This window comes from Luteimonas flava, assembly GCF_036584485.1.
Lineage (GTDB): Bacteria > Pseudomonadota > Gammaproteobacteria > Xanthomonadales > Xanthomonadaceae > Luteimonas > Luteimonas flava.
Genome location: NZ_JAZHBM010000003.1, coordinates 28,097 through 45,612 on the forward strand (window position 1 = coordinate 28,097; position 17,516 = coordinate 45,612).

The 17,516-nt window shown below is 68.8% G+C and carries 16 protein-coding genes; 8 read left to right on the forward strand and 8 right to left on the reverse strand.

The window, feature by feature from the left end; genetic code table 11:
- Nucleotides 1–9 precede the first annotated feature (9 nt).
- Nucleotides 10–1,347 carry a tRNA uridine-5-carboxymethylaminomethyl(34) synthesis GTPase MnmE gene (mnmE, locus tag V3391_RS12585; RefSeq protein ID WP_332078772.1) on the forward strand — a complete coding sequence of 446 codons (1,338 nt, stop codon included), beginning with the start codon at nucleotides 10–12 and terminating at the stop codon, nucleotides 1,345–1,347.
- A gap of 144 nt (nucleotides 1,348–1,491) precedes the next feature.
- Nucleotides 1,492–2,559, forward strand: coding sequence for an energy transducer TonB (locus V3391_RS12590; protein WP_332078773.1), 1,068 nt, complete (start codon nucleotides 1,492–1,494; stop codon nucleotides 2,557–2,559).
- Nucleotides 2,560–3,242: 683 nt separating this feature from the next.
- On the opposite strand, the gene V3391_RS12595 is transcribed toward V3391_RS12590, so the two are convergent.
- The 7 genes from V3391_RS12595 to V3391_RS12625 form a co-directional block, all read right to left on the reverse strand.
- Nucleotides 3,243–4,424, reverse strand: a complete 1,182-nt coding sequence (locus tag V3391_RS12595; RefSeq protein ID WP_332078774.1) for an ABC transporter permease — start codon at nucleotides 4,422–4,424, stop codon at nucleotides 3,243–3,245.
- Nucleotides 4,421–5,167, reverse strand: coding sequence for an ABC transporter ATP-binding protein (locus tag V3391_RS12600; RefSeq protein WP_332078775.1), 747 nt, complete (start codon nucleotides 5,165–5,167; stop codon nucleotides 4,421–4,423). The genes V3391_RS12595 and V3391_RS12600 overlap by 4 nt, the downstream gene beginning before the upstream one ends.
- A gap of 46 nt (nucleotides 5,168–5,213) precedes the next feature.
- Nucleotides 5,214–6,740, reverse strand: a complete 1,527-nt coding sequence (locus V3391_RS12605) for an alpha/beta fold hydrolase (RefSeq protein ID WP_332078776.1) — start codon at nucleotides 6,738–6,740, stop codon at nucleotides 5,214–5,216.
- Nucleotides 6,737–6,937: a helix-turn-helix transcriptional regulator gene (locus tag V3391_RS12610; protein ID WP_096296798.1), complete on the reverse strand. Its 201-nt coding sequence runs from the start codon at nucleotides 6,935–6,937 to the stop codon at nucleotides 6,737–6,739. Before V3391_RS12610 ends, V3391_RS12605 begins: the two co-directional genes overlap by 4 nt.
- Nucleotides 6,938–6,947: 10 nt before the next feature.
- Nucleotides 6,948–7,523: a hypothetical protein gene (locus V3391_RS12615; protein ID WP_332078777.1), complete on the reverse strand. Its 576-nt coding sequence runs from the start codon at nucleotides 7,521–7,523 to the stop codon at nucleotides 6,948–6,950.
- Nucleotides 7,524–7,612: 89 nt separating this feature from the next.
- Complete coding sequence (locus V3391_RS12620; RefSeq protein ID WP_332078778.1) at nucleotides 7,613–8,815, reverse strand: site-2 protease family protein; 1,203 nt, start codon at nucleotides 8,813–8,815, stop codon at nucleotides 7,613–7,615.
- A 10-nt stretch (nucleotides 8,816–8,825) separates the two neighbouring features.
- On the reverse strand, nucleotides 8,826–9,533 hold the full coding sequence (locus V3391_RS12625) for a ferredoxin--NADP reductase (RefSeq protein ID WP_425497293.1): 708 nt from the start codon (nucleotides 9,531–9,533) through the stop codon (nucleotides 8,826–8,828).
- Nucleotides 9,534–9,802: 269 nt separating this feature from the next.
- On the opposite strand from V3391_RS12625, the gene V3391_RS12630 reads away from it, so the two are divergent.
- The 4 genes from V3391_RS12630 to V3391_RS12645 all read left to right on the forward strand — a co-directional run bounded on the left by V3391_RS12630 (nucleotide 9,803) and on the right by V3391_RS12645 (nucleotide 13,144).
- Nucleotides 9,803–10,765 carry an ABC transporter ATP-binding protein gene (locus V3391_RS12630; RefSeq protein ID WP_332078780.1) on the forward strand — a complete coding sequence of 321 codons (963 nt, stop codon included), beginning with the start codon at nucleotides 9,803–9,805 and terminating at the stop codon, nucleotides 10,763–10,765.
- Entirely contained in the window at nucleotides 10,762–11,571 is an 810-nt protein-coding gene (locus V3391_RS12635) for an ABC transporter permease (RefSeq protein ID WP_332078781.1), read from the forward strand. The genes V3391_RS12630 and V3391_RS12635 overlap by 4 nt, the downstream gene beginning before the upstream one ends.
- Before the next feature lie 52 nt (nucleotides 11,572–11,623).
- On the forward strand, nucleotides 11,624–12,580 hold the full coding sequence (gene panE / locus V3391_RS12640; RefSeq protein ID WP_332078782.1) for a 2-dehydropantoate 2-reductase: 957 nt from the start codon (nucleotides 11,624–11,626) through the stop codon (nucleotides 12,578–12,580).
- Between the two features lie 66 nt (nucleotides 12,581–12,646).
- A complete protein-coding gene (locus V3391_RS12645; RefSeq protein ID WP_332078783.1) occupies nucleotides 12,647–13,144 on the forward strand; it encodes a hypothetical protein in 498 nt (165 codons plus the stop codon).
- A 278-nt stretch (nucleotides 13,145–13,422) separates the two neighbouring features.
- On the opposite strand, the gene V3391_RS12650 is transcribed toward V3391_RS12645, so the two are convergent.
- The gene (locus V3391_RS12650; protein ID WP_332078784.1) at nucleotides 13,423–16,146 is read right to left on the reverse strand and encodes a M16 family metallopeptidase; all 2,724 of its coding nucleotides are present in this window, start codon (nucleotides 16,144–16,146) and stop codon (nucleotides 13,423–13,425) included.
- Nucleotides 16,147–16,230: 84 nt separating this feature from the next.
- Here V3391_RS12650 and V3391_RS12655 point away from each other — a divergent pair, with 84 nt between their 5' ends.
- Both V3391_RS12655 and arfB read left to right on the forward strand, forming a co-directional pair.
- The gene (locus V3391_RS12655) at nucleotides 16,231–16,920 is read left to right on the forward strand and encodes a pseudouridine synthase (protein WP_332078785.1); all 690 of its coding nucleotides are present in this window, start codon (nucleotides 16,231–16,233) and stop codon (nucleotides 16,918–16,920) included.
- A gap of 156 nt (nucleotides 16,921–17,076) precedes the next feature.
- Nucleotides 17,077–17,487 (forward strand): alternative ribosome rescue aminoacyl-tRNA hydrolase ArfB, encoded by a 411-nt coding sequence (gene arfB, locus V3391_RS12660; RefSeq protein WP_332078786.1) that lies wholly within the window; start codon nucleotides 17,077–17,079, stop codon nucleotides 17,485–17,487.
- The last annotated feature ends 29 nt before the right edge of the window (nucleotides 17,488–17,516 follow it).

A 17,516-nucleotide genomic window follows, 5' to 3' on the forward strand; every position in this document is an offset into this window, starting at 1 on the left:
AACACTGAAATGACGACATCCACCGAGACCATCGCCGCGATCGCCACTGCGCCCGGCGCCGGCGGCGTCGGCATCGTGCGCCTGTCGGGTCCGGCGTCGCTGTCGATCGCGCGCACGATCTGCGGACGCGCCCTGCGCGCGCGCCATGCGCATCACGTGCGTTTCTTGGACGCCGATGGCGCCGTGCTCGACGACGGCCTCGCGCTCGCCTTCCCCGGCCCGGCCAGCTATACGGGCGAGGATGTCGTCGAGCTGCAGGCGCACGGCAGCCCGGTCGTGCTGCAGCAGTTACTGGCGCGCTGTCGCATGCTCGGCGCGCGACTCGCGCGACCCGGTGAGTTCAGCGAACGCGCGTTCCTCAACGGCCGGCTCGATCTGGCGCAGGCCGAAGCCGTCGCCGATCTGATCGCGGCCGGCGACGCACGCGCGGCCCGCGCCGCCCGCCGCGCACTCGACGGCGTGTTCTCCGATCGCTGCGACGCGCTCGCCGCCGAGCTGCTGCACCTGCGCGTCTACGTTGAAGCGATGATCGACTTTTCCGACGAGCCGATCGACACGCTCGGTGGCGACGAGGTCGCGCGCCGCATCGAGGCACTTGCCGTGTCGCTGTCGCAACTGCTGGCCGAGGCCGAGCAGGGCCGGCGGCTGCGCGACGGCTTGCACGCGGTGATTGTCGGCCCGCCCAATGCCGGCAAGAGTTCGCTGCTCAACGCGCTGGCCGGCGTGGACCGCGCGATCGTCACCGACATCGCCGGCACCACGCGCGATCTGCTGCACGAGACGCTGCGCATCGGCGGCGTCGAACTCACCCTGGTCGATACCGCGGGCCTGCGCAGCGAAGGTGACGCGATCGAGCAGGAAGGCATGCGCCGCGCGCGCGCCGAACTGCAGCGCGCCGATCTCGCGCTGGTGGTGCTCGATGCACGCGACCCGGAGGCGGGGTGGGCATCGGTGGAAGACGCCATTGCCGATGTGGCGGACCGCATCGTCGTGCACAACAAGACCGATCTGCTCGCCGACGCCGCGTCGATCGCGCGCGATGCCGTGCACGTCTCCGCGCGCACCGGCGCCGGGCTCGACACGTTGCGCGACGCGCTGCACTCGCGGCTCGGCGGCGACACGCGCGCAGGCGAAGGCGCGTTCACCGCGCGGCAGCGGCATGTCGATGCGTTGCGCGATGCGGCCGATGCGGTCGACGACGCGCGCGGCACCCTGGCGGCGCAGCATCTCGAGCTGGCCGCCGAATCGTTGCGCGTCGCGCACGATGCGGTCGGCGCGATCACCGGGCGGATCCTGCCCGACGATCTGCTCGGGCACATCTTCTCGAGTTTCTGCATCGGCAAGTAGCCCGCGGCCCGGGCACCGAATGGGCGCCATCGACGGCGATCGGGACGCCAAGATTCGTGATCGCGTCGACAGCCTGCGTGCTCGGCGAACGCGCAAGCATTGACAAATCGTCTCCGCTGACGCGTTCTACGCACTCTTGCGGACATGCATCCTTGGGGAAAGATGATGGTCTCGAAGATTCCGACGACCCGTCGCGCGTCCCGCGCGCGGCTGGCCGCCGCCGTGGGTCTGGCCTGTGTACTCGCCGCCTGCGGGCGCAGCGACGAGGCCGAAGCGCCTGTCGCCGCCGCGCCGGGCGCGGTCACCGCGCAGGCCAGCCAGCAGGCCGCCGCGCGTCAGCAGGCCGCCGACGACGCGATCGCCGGGCTGTCGGTCGACGAGCTGCGCAGCGCAGGCGCGGCCGCCTACCAGGAAAGCCGTCTGTACGCGCCGGCCGGCGAGAACGCGATGGAGTACTACCTCGCGTTGCGCGAGAAGCAGGCCGGTGACGCTGCGGCCTCCAGCGCGCTGATCGACCTGCTGCCGATGAGCGTCATCGCCACCGAGCAGAGCCGCGATCGCGGCGACTACGCCGAAGCGCGTCGTCTGCTCGGTCTGATCGAACGCGCCGACAGCAAGCACCCTGCGCTCGAGCGCCTGCGCGCGAGCATCGCCACGTCCGAGGAACAGGCCGCGGCCCGCGTGGAGCAGCAGAAGCTGACCGCCGAACAGGAAGCCCAGCGCGCGCAGACCCTGGAGCGCGAGCGCGCGGCCCAGCAGCAGCAGCAACAGGCCGCCGCCGCGCAGCAGCTGGCGCAGCAGCAGAGCGCGACCGATCAGGCGGCGCGCGAAGAAGCCGCCCGGCAGGCTGCCGCCCGCGAAGAGGCCGCCCGCCCGCAGCCGGCCCGCCCCGAACCCGCGCCGCAGGAGACCCCTGCGCCCGCACCCGCGACACCCGCACCGTCTGCTGCGCCCGCGCAGTTGCGTCCGCTGAGCACGCCCGCGCCGCGCTATCCCGCCGACGCCCTGCGCGCCGGCACGAGCGGCGAAGTCATGGTCGAGTTCACCGTCGGCGTCGACGGTTCGGTCAGCAATGCACGCGTGGTCCGCGCCGATCCGCCGCGCACTTTCGATCGCGAGGCCTTGGCGGCGGTGCGGCGCTGGCGTTTCGAGCCGGTGCCGGCGCCGGTGACGACGCGGCGGACGATCGGGTTCTCGCCGACGGCGAATTGATTCGGCGCTCTGCTTTTGCGTTTGCGTTTGCTTCGGCTCCCGCTTTCTGCACCTGTTTTTGCATGAGCGAAACGTGTCGATGCCGATCGCAGACCCGTAGGGCGCCGCACATGGATGTGCGGCGTTTTCCGACCGAGCCAGGCGGGCGAGTCGAAAAATCCCGGAACGAATGACACGCCGGGTGAGCTTCGTCGGGCTGGATCTTTTTCTTTGGTTCCGTTTCTTTGACTCGCATCTTCGATGCTCGCCCCTGCGGGGCCGGCTTCGCCGCTCGCACTGCGCGCGTGGGCCAGCAAAAGAAATGAACCCGCTCGCCGCAAGGCGAGTGGAAGCGTTTGATCTTGCTCGCCGCCGCAGGCGGAGAAGCGAATAACAACGTCAACCGCTTTCGTCCGCTGACGCGGCCGAGTTCATTTCTTTTGGTGGACGCCAAAAGAAACGGAACCAAAGAAAAACGTCTCCCCGACACGTCCACAGCCCGCGGCTTGTAGCGCACCGGGATTTTCCGACTCGGCATCCTGCCTCGGTCGGAAAACGCCGCACATCCATGTGCGGCGCCCTTCGGGTACGCAGGCGCATCGCGGCGTTACGAACAGCCGCGTCATGCGTCGAGACGTCTGACAAGGACAAGCAAGAAAAAGCCCGGAAAATGCCGGGCTTTCTTATGACGCTGAAAGCTGACCTCAGCCGGCAACCGCCAGCTTCTCCTGTCCGTAGCGCCACACCGCCAGCATCCACAGCGCCGCAGCCAACGCCAGGCTCGCGCCCAGATACACACCCCAGACTTCCGGTGCGATCGGCTCGGCACGAATGATCTTCAGCAGCAGCTGGTTCTGCGCGAGGAATGGCACCGCGAACTGCCACAGCTCGGTCTTGATCGGATTGATCATCAGCACGAAGCTCGGAACCATCGGCAGCAGCATCAGCCAGACGATGTGGCTCTGGGCTTCCTTCATGCTCTTGGCGGTCGCGGCGAGGAAGGTCAGCAGCGAGGTGCCGACGAACAGCATCGGCAGCAGCACCAGCAGCATCTTGCCGATCGCCATGAAGCTCACGTCGAGCAGCCTGGCCGACCCGCCGCCCATCTGCGCACTGACCTTGAAGGCGAGCATCGTCAGGATCAACGAGGCCATGCCGATCAGGCAGGCGGCGGCGATCTTGCCGCTGACGATCGCACCGCGGGACGCCGGCGTGGCCAGCAGCGGTTCCAGCGACTGGCGTTCGCGTTCGCCGGCGGTCGCGTCGAGGATCAGGTAGGAGCCGCCGATGAAGCTCGACAGGATCAGCAGATACGGCAGCAGCACCGCCAGCAGGATGCCGCGCTTGGCTTCCTCGGTCGCCGTGTCGCGTGTGCCGACTGCGAGCGGCTGCACCACGCCCGGATCGATGCCGCGGGCGAGCAGGCGCAGGGCGCCGACCTGCTGGCCGTAGGCGGTGATCGCATTCCGCACACGACGCGTCGGCGTCTCGGCGTTGCGGCGCGTGCTGTCGCTGATGATCTCGACCGTCGCCGGGCGACCGGCGTGCCAGTCCTCGGCGAAGCTCGCCGGAATCTCGATCGCCACGTCGATGTCCTGGCCGGCGATCGCCGCGTCGAGATCCGCCGGTGCATCGACGGCCTGGATGCCGAGCGTCGCCAGATGCGCGACGAGATTGGGCGCATGCTCGGCGCCGATCACCGGCACCTCCAGCACGCGGTCCATCTCGGTCTTCATGCGCTTCTCGGCCATGAAGTTCATGCCCAGCATCAGCAGCGGATACATCAACGGGCCGAGCAGCAGCGCCATGAACAACGTGCGCCGGTCGCGCGCGATGTCGAGCAGCTCCTTGCGCACCACGCACCACATCCATTTCAGGTTGCTCATGCCAGCAGGCCCTCCTCGGAACCGATCGCACTGACGAACGCGTCTTCCAGGTTCGACTTGCCGAAACGTTCGCGCAGTTCGTCGGCGGTGCCGTCGGCGACGACGCGGCCCTTGGCGACGATGACGATGCGGTCACATAGCGCGGCGACCTCCTGCATGATGTGGCTGGAGAAGATCACGCAGCGGCCGTCGGCGCGCAGCTTGAACAGGAACTCGCGCATCGCGCGCGTGGTCATCACGTCCAGGCCGTTGGTCGGTTCGTCGAGGATCACGTTGCGCGGGTCGTGCACCAGCGCGCGCGCGATCGCGGTCTTGGTGCGCTGGCCCTGGCTGAAGCCTTCGGTCTGGCGGTCGAGAATCTCGCCCATGTCGAGCTGCTCGCTGAGCACGCGCGTGCGCTCCAGGATCTCCGCCTTCGACAGGCCGTGCAGTTCGCCGAAGTAGCGGATGTTCTCGCGCGCGGTCAGGCGCTTGTAGACGCCGCGCGCATCGGGCAGCACGCCGAGCACGCGACGCACGGCCGCCGGGTCCTGCGCGGCGTCGATGCCGTCGACCAGCACGCGGCCGCTGTCGGGCTTCATCAACGTGTAGAGCATGCGCAGCGTCGTCGTCTTGCCGGCGCCGTTGGGGCCGAGCAGGCCGGTGATGCGGCCGTCCTCGGCGACGAAGTCGACGCCGTCGACGGCCTTGACCGTGCCGGTCTTGGTCTTGAACGCCTTGTGCAGTTGCTGGGCCGTGATCATCGGCGGAGCTCCGGAAGAAAGAGGGACGTCGGCAGGCGCGGCGCGGTCACGGCGACCACCCGTTGAAGCTGGTGAACGGTGGCACCGGACGCATCGCATCCAGGCACGTCGCGTCGAGCGCCTTCGCATCGGTGGATTCGATGAACTGCGCGAGCAGCTTGGGCGCGCAGCCGAGCGCGAACGTGCCGTGGCCCTGGCCCTTGAACACCAGATGGCGACCGTTGGGCAGACCGGCCAGCACGCGGTCGGCGTAGGCGGCCGGCGTCACCGGATCGAGCTCGCCCGACATCAGCAGCGCGGGCACGTCGGACTGCAGCGCCGCGGTGTGGTTCGCAGGCGGCGCGCCGGTGGGCCACGTGCGGCAGGCGCCGAAGAACATGCGCGCCACGCCCGGACCAAGGATGGTGTCGGCGACGCGGCCGTCCTCGCGATACCGGCCCGCATCTTCGGCGCAGATCACCGACCACTGCATGCCGCGCGTCATCTGCCCGCCGACGTTGCTGTACATCAGCTGCGACAGCGACATCAGCGGGCCGTAGCGGCCCTGCGCCGCTTCGTCGAGGATCAGCGGCAGCAGCGACGCGGTCTGCGGCGCGTACGAGAACAGGAACGCGAGGCCGGTCACCGTATCGGGCGTGACCACGCCATCGCGCTGCGCACCGGTGGTCGGATCGCGATAGGTCACCGGCGCCGGCGTCGTCTGCAGCGTCGACAGCACACCGCGCAGCTGCGCCTGCAGATCGGTCGGGAAGCGTTCGCGGCAAGCGGCGTCCTGCGCGCACTGCTTCGATTGCAGCGACAGCGCATCCTCGAAGGTGTGTGCGAATTCGCCGCCGACGACCAGATCGTTCGGCGCCACGCCGTCGAGCACGATGCTGCGCGTGTGCTGCGGATACGCCATCGCGTACTGCTGCGCCACGCGCGTGCCGTAGGAGCCGCCGACCAGGTTCACCTGTTCGGCGCCGAGCGCGGCGCGCACGGTGTCGAGATCGCGGATCGCGTTGGCGGTCGTGTAGAAGCGCGGATCCGCGCGGTCTTCCAGGCCGGCCAGGCATCGGCCGACGTAGGCGTCAAGCGCGGCGTCGTCGGGCGCGGTCAGTGCATCGAGTTCCATCGCCTCGCCATCGGCATCGGTGCAGGTCAGCGGATTCGAACTGCCGGTGCCGCGCTGGTCGACCAGCACGATGTCGCGCTGGCGACGCACTTCACGCAGGCCGGCGTTGATCTGCGCGGCCAGTTCGGTCGCCGCCTGGCCGGGACCGCCGGCGAGGAAGAACACCGGATCGGCGGTGCCGCCGTCGTTCGAATCCGCCGGCAGCCACGCGATGTTGAGCCCGATCTTGCGGCCTTCGGGTGCGTCGGGGTTCTCCGGCACTTCGAAGGTCGCGCACTGCGCTTCGACGCGCGTGGCGGCGTTGCCGCCGTCGAGCGTGCAGGCCTGGAACGGAATCTGGCCGAACATGCGCGCCGGTCGTGCGCCGTCGCCGTCGGCCGGCGCCGGTGCACCGCCGCTGCAGCCGGCGAGCGTCGCGCTCGCGGCCAGCGCCAGCAGGGAAAGCCTCGTTGCTCTCATGGAACGTCCTCGAACAGGAAAATGGATTCGATGGGCTCGGCGAACTCGCGGGCGATCCGGAATGCCAGCGGCAGGCTGGGGTCGTACTTCCCGGTTTCGATCGCGTTGATCGTCTGTCTCGAGACATCCAGACGTTCGCCAAGCTGTGCTTGTGACCAGCCGCAGGCCTCGCGCAGTTCGCGCACCCGGCTCTTCATCCGCGCGCACTCACCGGTAGCGCCGCGCGATGACGGCCTTGGCGATGCCGTAGGTCCCGCACAGCAGCGGAAACACCCACAGCATCGCCGCGCTCGCAGGCACGTCGATGACACGCGCCGCCTGCAGGAACCCGGCGGTCATGTACGCGAACGCGACCAGTGCGGCGGCGATGCAGACCGCTTCGAACTCGATGCGCTGCTGCAGTTCGTCGACGCCGCGGACGAAATGCACCATCGCCCGCAGCACCAGCGCGATCGGCGCGACCGGCAGCAGCGCGATCAGCGCCCGCAACGCCGGCGCCTCGACACTGCGCAACAGCAGCAGGGAGACGAATAGCAGCACGGTGTAGGCGCCCATGCCGATGAGCACATCGCGGGTGTAGCGGCGGCGCAGCGCCGGAGGCGCGTCGTCGCAGGCGGTCGCGCGCCGCGACAGCGACACTACGCCGATGCCTACTGCCGACAGCAGGATCAGGACGCTCGCCCATTCCGGCGCGGTCGGTACCAGCAGGCGGAGGGCGACCGCCGCAGCCAGGAGCAGGACGGCGACGGCGCGCAGGGGAAAACGGGCGGACGATGCGACCATGGCGGGACCGTGTGTCAAGTGGGCTTGACACGGAGCATGCGCGGCGCGAATTGCGGTGTCAAGCGTGCTTGACAGGTTGCACCGTCGGGTCAGCTCGCGACAGCCCCGGCGTCGCGGGTCTGCGCCAGCACGACGAGTCGTTCCTCGAACACGCGCCGGCTGGCGGCGTCCGGCAGCCGCTCCGCGAGTAGGTGCGCCTGTTGGAGATGCGCCGCGAGCGCATCTGCGTCGCCGTCCAGGGCTGCGAGTTCGGCATCGATCCACGCGCGATACGGCGACAGGTCCATCAGCCCGCCTTCGCAACGCGCGCGCCACGCGGCGAGCAAGCCGCGGTCGCCGACCAGCAGCGCCGCATGGCTGGCGAGCGTGACGGCGATGGCGGGCTGGAACACCGCCGGCGCTTTCGGAAAGGCGGCGGCCAGCGCCTCGGCTTCCTCGCGCGCAGCATCGGCATCGCGGCAATCGGACGCGTGCGACAGCCGCAACAGGCGCGCCGTCAGCTGCAGGCCGTCGCTGGCGACGCCGGCGTCCACGACGGGAATCGACGTGGCCGGCCAGTCACGCGGTCGCACGTCGGCCAGGCTCAGCGCCATCAACTGGTTGATCTGCAGCTGCAGCGCGGCATCGGGCGTGCGACGCGCGAGATCGAGCAGGCCGCGGCCATCGGAGCGCCAGCCCTCCCGGTGCAGCGGCACCAGATTGCCCAGGCCCATACACGCGGCGCCGAGCGCCACGCCCAGACCCGCGGCCATCCACCAGGTCGACATCGGCACCCAGGCCACCAGGGCCAGACACAACGCCGCCGTGAGCAGGTTGGCCAGCGGCCCGCCCAGCAGGAAGACCGTCTGGTCGAGGCGCGACAGGCCGCGTTCGCCGCGGGGCAGCAAGGCGGCGAATCCGCCGATGCCGCGCACGCCGCCGCCGTAGCGCCAGCGCCAGCGGTCGTCGCTGCCGCGCTCGATCCGGAGCGGCCCGACCCCGAACGCGATCGCATGCATGCCGCGCGACAGTCCTGCGAGCGCATGCCCCGCTTCGTGCAGCACGATGTGCGGCCACAGCGACAGGAAGAAGCCGGCCAGCAACGCGAGCCCCGTGCCGCGCGGCAACCCGTCCAGCGCCGGCAGGCCGAGCTTCGCGAGGCCCACGCCGAACAGACCGCCAGCGAGAAACAGCGCCATCGGCCGCAGCGCGCGCCGCCACAGCGCGCGTTTCGCCGCCGGCGCTTCGGGCGCGGGCGGCATCAGGGAGGCGAACGGGGCGTGCGGCGGCGGGGCGCTGTCGGGCGTCGTCATCCGCGGCGGGTCATTTGCTGCTGACGTACTTCTCGCGACGGATCAGCGGCACCGGCAGGCCGAAGCCCTTCAGCGCCTCGAACGTCGCGTCGACCATGTTCGGATTGCCGCACAGGTAGGCGATGTCGCCCTCGCCCGGGGCGAACTCCTCGAGGAACTGCTGCACGTAGCCGTGGCGCACGTCGGCATGCGGCGCGTCCGGCAGCTCGCGCGAAAAGCACGGCACGAAGCGGAAGTTTGGATGCGCGTCGGCGAACGCGCGGAAATCGTCGCCGTAGAGCAGTTCGGCCGGCGTGCGCGCGCCCATCAGCAGCACCACCTCGACGCCGCGCTCGGCAATCGCCTTCTCCAGCAGCGGCAGCATCGCCCGGTACGGCGTGACGCCCGTGCCGGTGCCGACCAGCAGATAGCGGCGGTTGGTGTCCTGCGGCATCAGGCAGAAGCGCCCGAACGGCCCGCTGGCCTGCACCGTGCTGCCCAGATCCAGACCCTCGAACAGCGCCGTCGCCGCGCCGCCAGGCACGTAGCTCACGGCGACCTCGATCGCCTCGCCCGGGCCGATCGCGTGGTCGTGGATCGTCGCCAGCGAATACGAGCGCTTGGTCGGCGTGCCGTCGGCGTACTCGAAATGGATCTGGATGAACTGCCCGGGGATGAAGTCCAGCGGCTGGCCGTCGTCGCGGACGAAGGACAGGTGGGCGACGGTCGGCGCGACCATGCGCCGCGAGACGAGCTTGATGGGGAACTGCGTGATGGCCACTGCGGGGATTTGTCCGTGATTCGACGAGCGTCCGGCGCGGTCCGCGGCCGGTGGGCTCCATGCGCCTATGGTAGCGGGTCGCCGCGGCGCGCCCGGTGCAGACGCCGCAATGCCGTGTTGCGCAGCCGCATGGCGCCACGCATGCAACGCGCCGTTGCGGCCGGGCCCGTCGGGGCGTCCCTATACTACGGACCCCGCCGCGCTGTCCGCGGCACGAGCGATGGACCATGTCCCCGAATTCCCCCGCCGACGCCGCCCTTTCGGTGCGCGATCTGCGCAAGACCTATGACGGCGGTGTCGAGGCGCTCAAGGGCATCTCGCTCGACGTCGCACCGGGCGACTTTTTCGCCCTGCTCGGCCCCAATGGCGCGGGCAAGTCGACGCTGATCGGCATCATCTCCTCGCTGGTCAACAAGACCTCGGGCGATGTGCGCCTGTTCGGCACCGATCTGCATGCCGACCGCGACGCGGCGATGCGCCTGATCGGCCTGGTGCCGCAGGAGCTGAACTTCAACTTCTTCGAAAAGCCCTTCGACATCCTCGTCAACTACGCGGGCTTCTACGGCATCCCGCGCGCCGAGGCGATGATGCGCGCCGAAGAGGAACTCAAGCGCGCGCAGCTCTGGGACAAGGCCACGACGATGTCGCGCACGCTGTCGGGCGGCATGAAGCGTCGCCTGATGATTGCCCGCGCGATGATGACGCGCCCGCGGCTGCTGATCCTCGACGAGCCCACCGCCGGCGTCGACATCGAGATCCGCCGCGGCATGTGGCAGACGCTCAAGGAGATCAACGCCGCCGGCACGACGATCATCCTGACCACGCATTACCTCGAAGAAGCCGAGAGCCTGTGCCGGAACCTGGCGATCATCGATCGCGGCATCATCGTCGAGCAGGGTCCGATGCGCGTGCTGCTGTCCAAGCTCGACGTCGAGGGTTTCATCTTCGACATCGACGGCACGCTGCCCGCCACGCTGCCGCCGATCGAAGGCACCACCCTGGTCGCGACCGACGACCACACGCTGGATCTCGACATGCCGCGCGCGATGGACCTCAACCGCGTGTTCGCCACGCTCGATGGCGCCGGCATCCGCGTCCGCTCGATGCGCACCAAGTCCAACCGGCTCGAGGAACTGTTCGTGCGCATGACCGGCCCCAATGCCGCCTCGCAGCAGGAGAAGACGGCATGAGCACGAAGAGCACCGACGTCGCCGCCATCGAAGGCACCGCGCAGCGCCACTGGGTCGCGCTGTACACGATCGCGCGGCGCGAGATCGTCCGCATCCTGCGCATCTGGGGCCAGACCCTCGTGCCGCCCGCGATCACGATGACGCTGTACTTCCTGATCTTCGGCGGCCTGATCGGTGCGCGCGTCGGCGAAATGGACGGCATCCGCTACATGGATTTCATCGTGCCGGGCCTGGTGATGATGAGCGTGATCCAGAACAGCTACGGCAACATCTCGTCGAGTTTCTTCGGCGCGAAGTTCGGCCGCCATGTCGAGGAACTGCTGGTCAGCCCGATGCCGAGCTGGGTGATCCTGGGCGGCTACGTGATCGGCGCGGTCGCGCGCGGGCTCGCCGTCGGCGTCATCGTGCTGTGCATCGCGATGCTGTTCACCACGGTCCGCATTCCGCACCCGCTGGTGACCTTCGCCACCGTGCTGCTGGGCGCGACGATCTTTGCGCTCGCCGGGTTCGTCAACGCGGTCTACGCGAAGAAGTTCGACGACGTCGCCATCGTGCCGATCTTCATCCTGACCCCGCTGACGTATCTGGGCGGCGTGTTCTATTCGGTCTCGCTGCTGCCCGGCTGGGCCGAGACCGCGACGCATGCCAATCCGATCTTCTACATGGTCAACGCGTTCCGCTACGGCCTGCTCGGCGTCAGCGACGTGTCGCTGGGCGTGTCGTTCGCGCTGATGATCGGCTTCGTCATCGCACTCGGCGCGCTGGCGCTGTGGCTGCTCAAGCGCGGCATCGGCCTGCGCAGCTGAGGTCTACCTGCGCGCGGCGAGCGCCGCGCGCATCCCTGCACAAGGACTGGTCATGCGCATTCTCGTTCTCGGCGCCGGTGGCACCGGCGGTTACTTCGGCGGTCGCCTCGCGCAGGCTGGCGTCGACGTCACCTTCCTCGTGCGTCCCGCACGTGCGGCGCAGCTCGAACGCGACGGTCTGCGCATCCGCAGTGGCCTGGGCGATGCGCAGTTTCCGGTGGCGCACGTCACCGCCGATGCGTTGCCTGCGCTTGCTGCGGAGCGTCCGTTCGATCTGGTGCTGCTGAGCTGCAAGGCCTACGACCTCGACAGCTCGATCGACGCGATCACGCCGGCCGTGACGTCGGACACCGCCGTACTGCCGATCCTCAATGGCCTGCTGCACTACGCCGCGCTCGACGCACGCTTCGGCGCGGAGCGCGTACTCGGCGGCCTGTGTTTCATCAGTGCGATGAAGGGCGAGGACGGCGAAGTCGTGCATCTGCCATCGCCGCCCTCGATGACCTTCGGTGAGCGCGATGCGGCGCACAACGGCAGTGCACGCACGCGCGCGCTGGACGCGGTGTGCGCGGGGGCATCCGGATTCGATGCCGTGCGCAGCGACAGCTTCATGCAGGCCGCCTGGAACAAGTTCACCTTCCTCGCCGCGCTCGCTGCGGCGACCTGCCTGATGCGCGCCAGCATCGGCCGCATCGTCGACACCGACGGCGGCACTGAATTCCTGTCGGCGCTGCACGAGGAATGTCTCGCAGTTGCCGCCGCGGACGGACACGCGATTCCGGCTGAAGCCGCGCAGCAGGCGCGTGCACTGCTGACGAAGCCCGGCTCGACAGTCACCGCCTCGATGCTGCGCGATCTCGAATCCGGCCAGGACGTCGAGGCGCTGCAGATCATCGGCGACCTGCGCGCGCGTGCACATGCGGCCGGTCGCGCGGTACCGCATCTCGACGCGGCATGGGTGCATCTGCAGGCCTACCGCTCGCGCCGCGCGACGCCGCAGACACCCTGACGGCACACCGCCTGGCCTTCGCAACGCGTTTGCTAGGCTCGCCGCTCCCCTGATGGAGATGGCCGCATGACGCTTCCCCGTACCCGACGTTTCGCCTGCCTGCTCGTGCCCGCGGTGTTCGGCCTCGCCGCGTGCAATCCCGCGCCGCAGCCCGCGAGCGACGACGCAGCGCAGACCCAGCCGGTCGAGGACACGCAGACCCGGCCATCGGAAGCCGCGCAAGCGCAGATCGAATCCGGCACGCCGCCGGTCGACGCCCCGCTGACCGGCGATGCGGCGAGCACCATGCTGACCCAGATCGCCGGCATCGCCGGCGCGATGCACGCCGCGGCGAAGCTCTGCGATCCGAACGTCTCGGACGCACAGCTCGACCAGGCCAAGGACCAGCTGCGCCAGGAGTTCACCAAGATGGGTGGCGATGTCGCCACGTTCGATGGCGAGTTCGCATCCGCGCACGAGAAGACCAACGCCCAGTTCACCCAGGCCACGCCGCCGCAGCAGAAGCAGATGTGCGACGAACTCGAAGCGATGGCCTCGCAGGCACCCCCCCCGCCGGCGGGCTGAGGTTCGGCTCGCCTTCGAGCACCTCTCCCTCCGGGAGAGCGCCTGCCCCGGACCTGATCCGGGGTCGACGCGCAGAGCGCGTCGGGTGAGGGCGGGTAGAGAGGTCAATGCCTCCGTAGGATGGATAGAGCGTCAGCGAAACCCAACCTACGTCGACGTCGGCAACGGACATGCCGGAATCTGAAAGACCGCACGGACTGTGCAGCGATGGATTTCACTTCGCGCTACCCATCCTGCGAGGCGGCGTTTCTCCCTCCGAGGGAGAACACCAACGCCACTCAGTCCTTGAAATCCCCACCGATGAACACCGACAGCGCGTCCGGCTGCAGATGCCGTTCCATCGCAGCGCGCACGTCTTCCGGCGTCAACGCCCGCAACTTCTCTTCGAACGCGGCCGAGTACGCCATGTCGCGACCGATGTAGAGATTGCTGTCGAGCATGCCGACGAGTTCGGGATCGTTCGCGCGTGAGGTGCGGCGCGCGCGCAGCATGCCGTCGAGCGCGTCGTCCAGTTCGGCCTGGGTGATCCCTTCGCTGCGGATGCGCTGCAGTTCTTCGCGCATCGCGGTTTTCACCTGCGCCATGTTCTCCGGCGCGGCGATCGCCGACACGCCGAACATGCCGGCATCGTCGAACACGCTGGCCGAGAAATTCGAGCCCACGCCGTAGCTCAGGCCTTCGCGCTGGCGGATGCGATCTCCCAGGCGCGACTTCATCCCCGAGCCGCCGAGGATGTAGTTGCCGATCAGCAGCGCGGGGTAATCCGCATGGTCCTGATGCATGCGCAGCGACTGCCGGGCGATCAGCGTCGCATTGGCCTTGTCGGGTGTGAGCAGCTTCGCGTGCACCGCGTCGCGCGGCATGTACGGCGTCTCGATGCGCACGAAGGGCGTCGGCAGCGTCCAGTCTCCGAACAGGCTTTCGAGCTGCGCGCGCACCGCGCCTGCGTCGACATCGCCGACCACGGCGATCGTTGCGCCGTCGCCCATGCCGTAGAAATCGCGATGGAACGCGCGCACGTCGTCGAGCTGCAATGCTTCGATCAGCGCGATGCGCTCTTCGAACGTCGTCGCGTGATACGGGTGGCCCTTCGGAAACGCATTGAAGTGCTGCGACAGCGCTTCGTTCGCGACTGCACCCGGTTCGCTCATGCTGCTGCGGATGCCGGTCAGTTGCTGGCTGCGCAGCTGGGTGAATTCGCTGTCGGGAAAGGTCGGCGTGCGCAGCACGTCGGCGACGAGATCGAGCAACGCGCCGACATGTTCGCGATCGGTCGTCGCCGCCACCGTCACCGTGGTCGCCGTGCCGCCGACGCTCAGCGTCGAACGCAGCGCCGTCAGCTGACGCGACAGTGCGGCGCGGTCGTAGCCTGCGCTGCCGCGCATCAGCAGCGCGCCGGCCATCTGTCCGGCGGTGGCGCGGTCGTGCAGGCGCTGGGCGTCGCCGAGCCGCAGGTTCATGCGGATCTGCACCGAGTTGCCGCGCGTGTCCTTGTCGAGCACCGCGAGCTTCGCGCCGTTCGACAGGGTCGAGCGCTTCGTGCGTGCATCGATGTTCGCGTACGACGGATCGAAGGCTTCGCCGGCGTCGAGCGCAGCGCGCGGTACGAAATCTTCCAGCGCGGCTTCCGCCGTCGGCGCTTCGGTGATCGTCACGCGCTCGACCGCATCGGTCGGCAGGAACTGACCCGTGGTGCGGTTGTCGCGACGCAGATAGGTCTGCGCGACGCGCGTGACATCGGCCACCGTCACCGCATCGAGCCGGTCGCGCGTGCGCAGCAGCAGACGCCAGTCGCCCTGCGCGATGGCTTCCGACAAGGCCACGCCGATCGCGTTCGGGTCGCGCATCGCGCGCTCGTAGCCGGCGAGCATGCGCTGCTTCGCGTCGTCGACTTCCGCCTCGGTGAACGGTGTCGCAGACGCGTCTTCCACCAGCGCCAGCAGCTCGGTCTGAAGCGCATCGAGGTCACTGCCTTCCGGCGCCTCGGCAACGAAGGTCAGATAGCCGGGCTCGTCCATCGCCAGTGCAGATGCCGACGCACCGGTCGCGAGTCCGGGCTCGACCAGTTTGCGATGCAGGCGTCCGCCGGGTGTGCTGCCCAGTACCTGCGACAACACCGCCACGGCCGCGCTGTCGTCGTGGCGGCCGGCAGGAATGTGATAGCCGGCGACGAGATACGGCGTGCGTCCCACGCGGCGGACCACGACATGGCGCTCGCCATCCTGCGCGGGTTCGCGCGTGTAGGTCACCGGCAGCGCGCGCGTGGGTCTGGGCAACGCGCCGAAGCGCTCGCCCACGGTCGCCAGCGCTTGTGCCGGATCGAAATCGCCGGCGATCACCAGCACCGCATTGTCGGGCTGGTACCAGGTCTTGTAGAACGCCTGCAGCCGGTCGATCGGCACGTTCTCCACATCGCTGCGTGCACCGATCGTCGAGTTGCCGTAGTTGTGCCACTGGTAGGCCGCACCCATCACGCGCTGGACCAGCGCGCGCACAGGATTGTTCTCGCCCGATTCCATCTCGTTGCGGACGACAGTCATCTCGCTGTCGAGATCCTCGCGCGCGATGCGCGAGTTCACCATGCGGTCGGCTTCCATCCGCAGCACCCAGTCCAGCGTGTCGGCGTCGGTGGAGAAACTCGCGAAGTAGTTGGTGCGGTCGAGCCACGTAGTGCCGTTGAAGCGCACGCCGCGGCGGCGCATCTCGCCGGGAATGTCGGTGTGCGTCGGCGTGCCCTTGAACACCAGGTGTTCGAGCAGATGCGCCATGCCGGTTTCGCCGTAGCCCTCGTGGCGCGAGCCCACGCGGTAGGTCACGTTGACCGTGGTCACCGGCTTGCTGGCGTCGGGAAACAGCACCAGCGCCAGGCCGTTGTCGAATCGGTATTCGCGGATGCCTTCGGCTTCGTGCACCGGTGCATCGAGCTGCGGCGGCGCGGCCCACAGCGGCCATGCGGTGCCGAGCAACAACACCACGACACAGGCACGCAGACGACGTTGCATGCGGATCCCCCGTTGGCGAAGACGATCGACGAAAATAGCAGATCAGTTGCGGCCGACCGGCGGCGACACATCACTGGATTCACGATGATCGAGGTGCGCTACGCGGACGAATGGCTGGCCGTCGTCAACAAGCCGGCGGGCCTGATGGTCCACGACAGCGCACTCGCGCGCGACGAACACGACTTCCTCGCCGATCGCCTGCGCGACCAGTTTGGCCGCCCGCTGTTCCTGATCCACCGGCTCGACCGCGCGACCAGCGGCGGCCTGCTGGTCGCCTTCGATCGCGACACCGCATCCGCACTCGGCACGCAGTGGATGGCGCGCAGCGTCGACAAGCACTACCTCGCGATCTGCCGCGGCTGGCCGGACGACATCGTCGTCGACCATCCGCTCGATGGCGGTCCCGGCAAGCCGGTGAAGAAACCCGCGGTCACGCGCTTCACCCGACTGGCGACGACCGAGCTGTCGGTGCCGTCCGCAGGTTTTCCGACCTCGCGCTACGCACTGCTGCGCGCCGAGCCGATGACCGGCCGTTTCCGCCAGATCCGCCGGCATCTCAAGCACCTGTCGCATCACCTGATCGGCGACACCAGCCACGGCGACGGCCGCCACAACCGCAATTTCCGCATGCTCGGCATCCACCGCATGCTGCTGCACGCCGAGCGCGTGGGTTTCGATCATCCGCAGACGGGCGCGCGCCTGGTGGTGGACACACCGCCGGGCGACGAGTTCGCGAAGGCGTTGCTGTTGTTTCCCGGAATTCCGGCGCTCTGAAGCCCCCCGTTGAAGGGGGAGGCTTGGGTGGGGGCGAACACGGGTCGCCCGATTGAATGGCGACCTGTCGATACCTTCGCCATACAGACCCGCAAACCCTTCGGCCCCATCGTTCGCGGTGGGGCCATCGCATGTCAGCGTCTACAATCGCCGCCGATGTCCACCCCGCCCGCCATTCCAGAAGCCGAACTCGTCGAGCGTTTCGTCCGCGCGAGTGGTCCCGGTGGCCAGAACGTCAACAAGGTGTCGACCGCGGTCGAACTGCGCTTCGACATCGCGGGCTCGCCGTCGCTGCCCGAACACGTGCGCACGCGGCTGCTGGCACGCCGCGACCGGCGCATCACCGAAGCCGGCGTGCTGGTGATCAACGCGCAACGCTTCCGCACCCAGGACCGCAACCGCGAGGACGCGCGCGAACGCCTCGCGGCCTTCGTCGCCTTCGGTTACGAAGTGCCCAAGACCCGCGTGGCGACGAAGCCCTCGCGCGGCGCGAAGGAGCGGCGCCTGGGGGCGAAACGCGAACGCAGTACCATCAAGCGCGGTCGCGCCACACGCGACTGGGATTGATCCCGTCACTGTTGGCCCTGCGCCGAGGA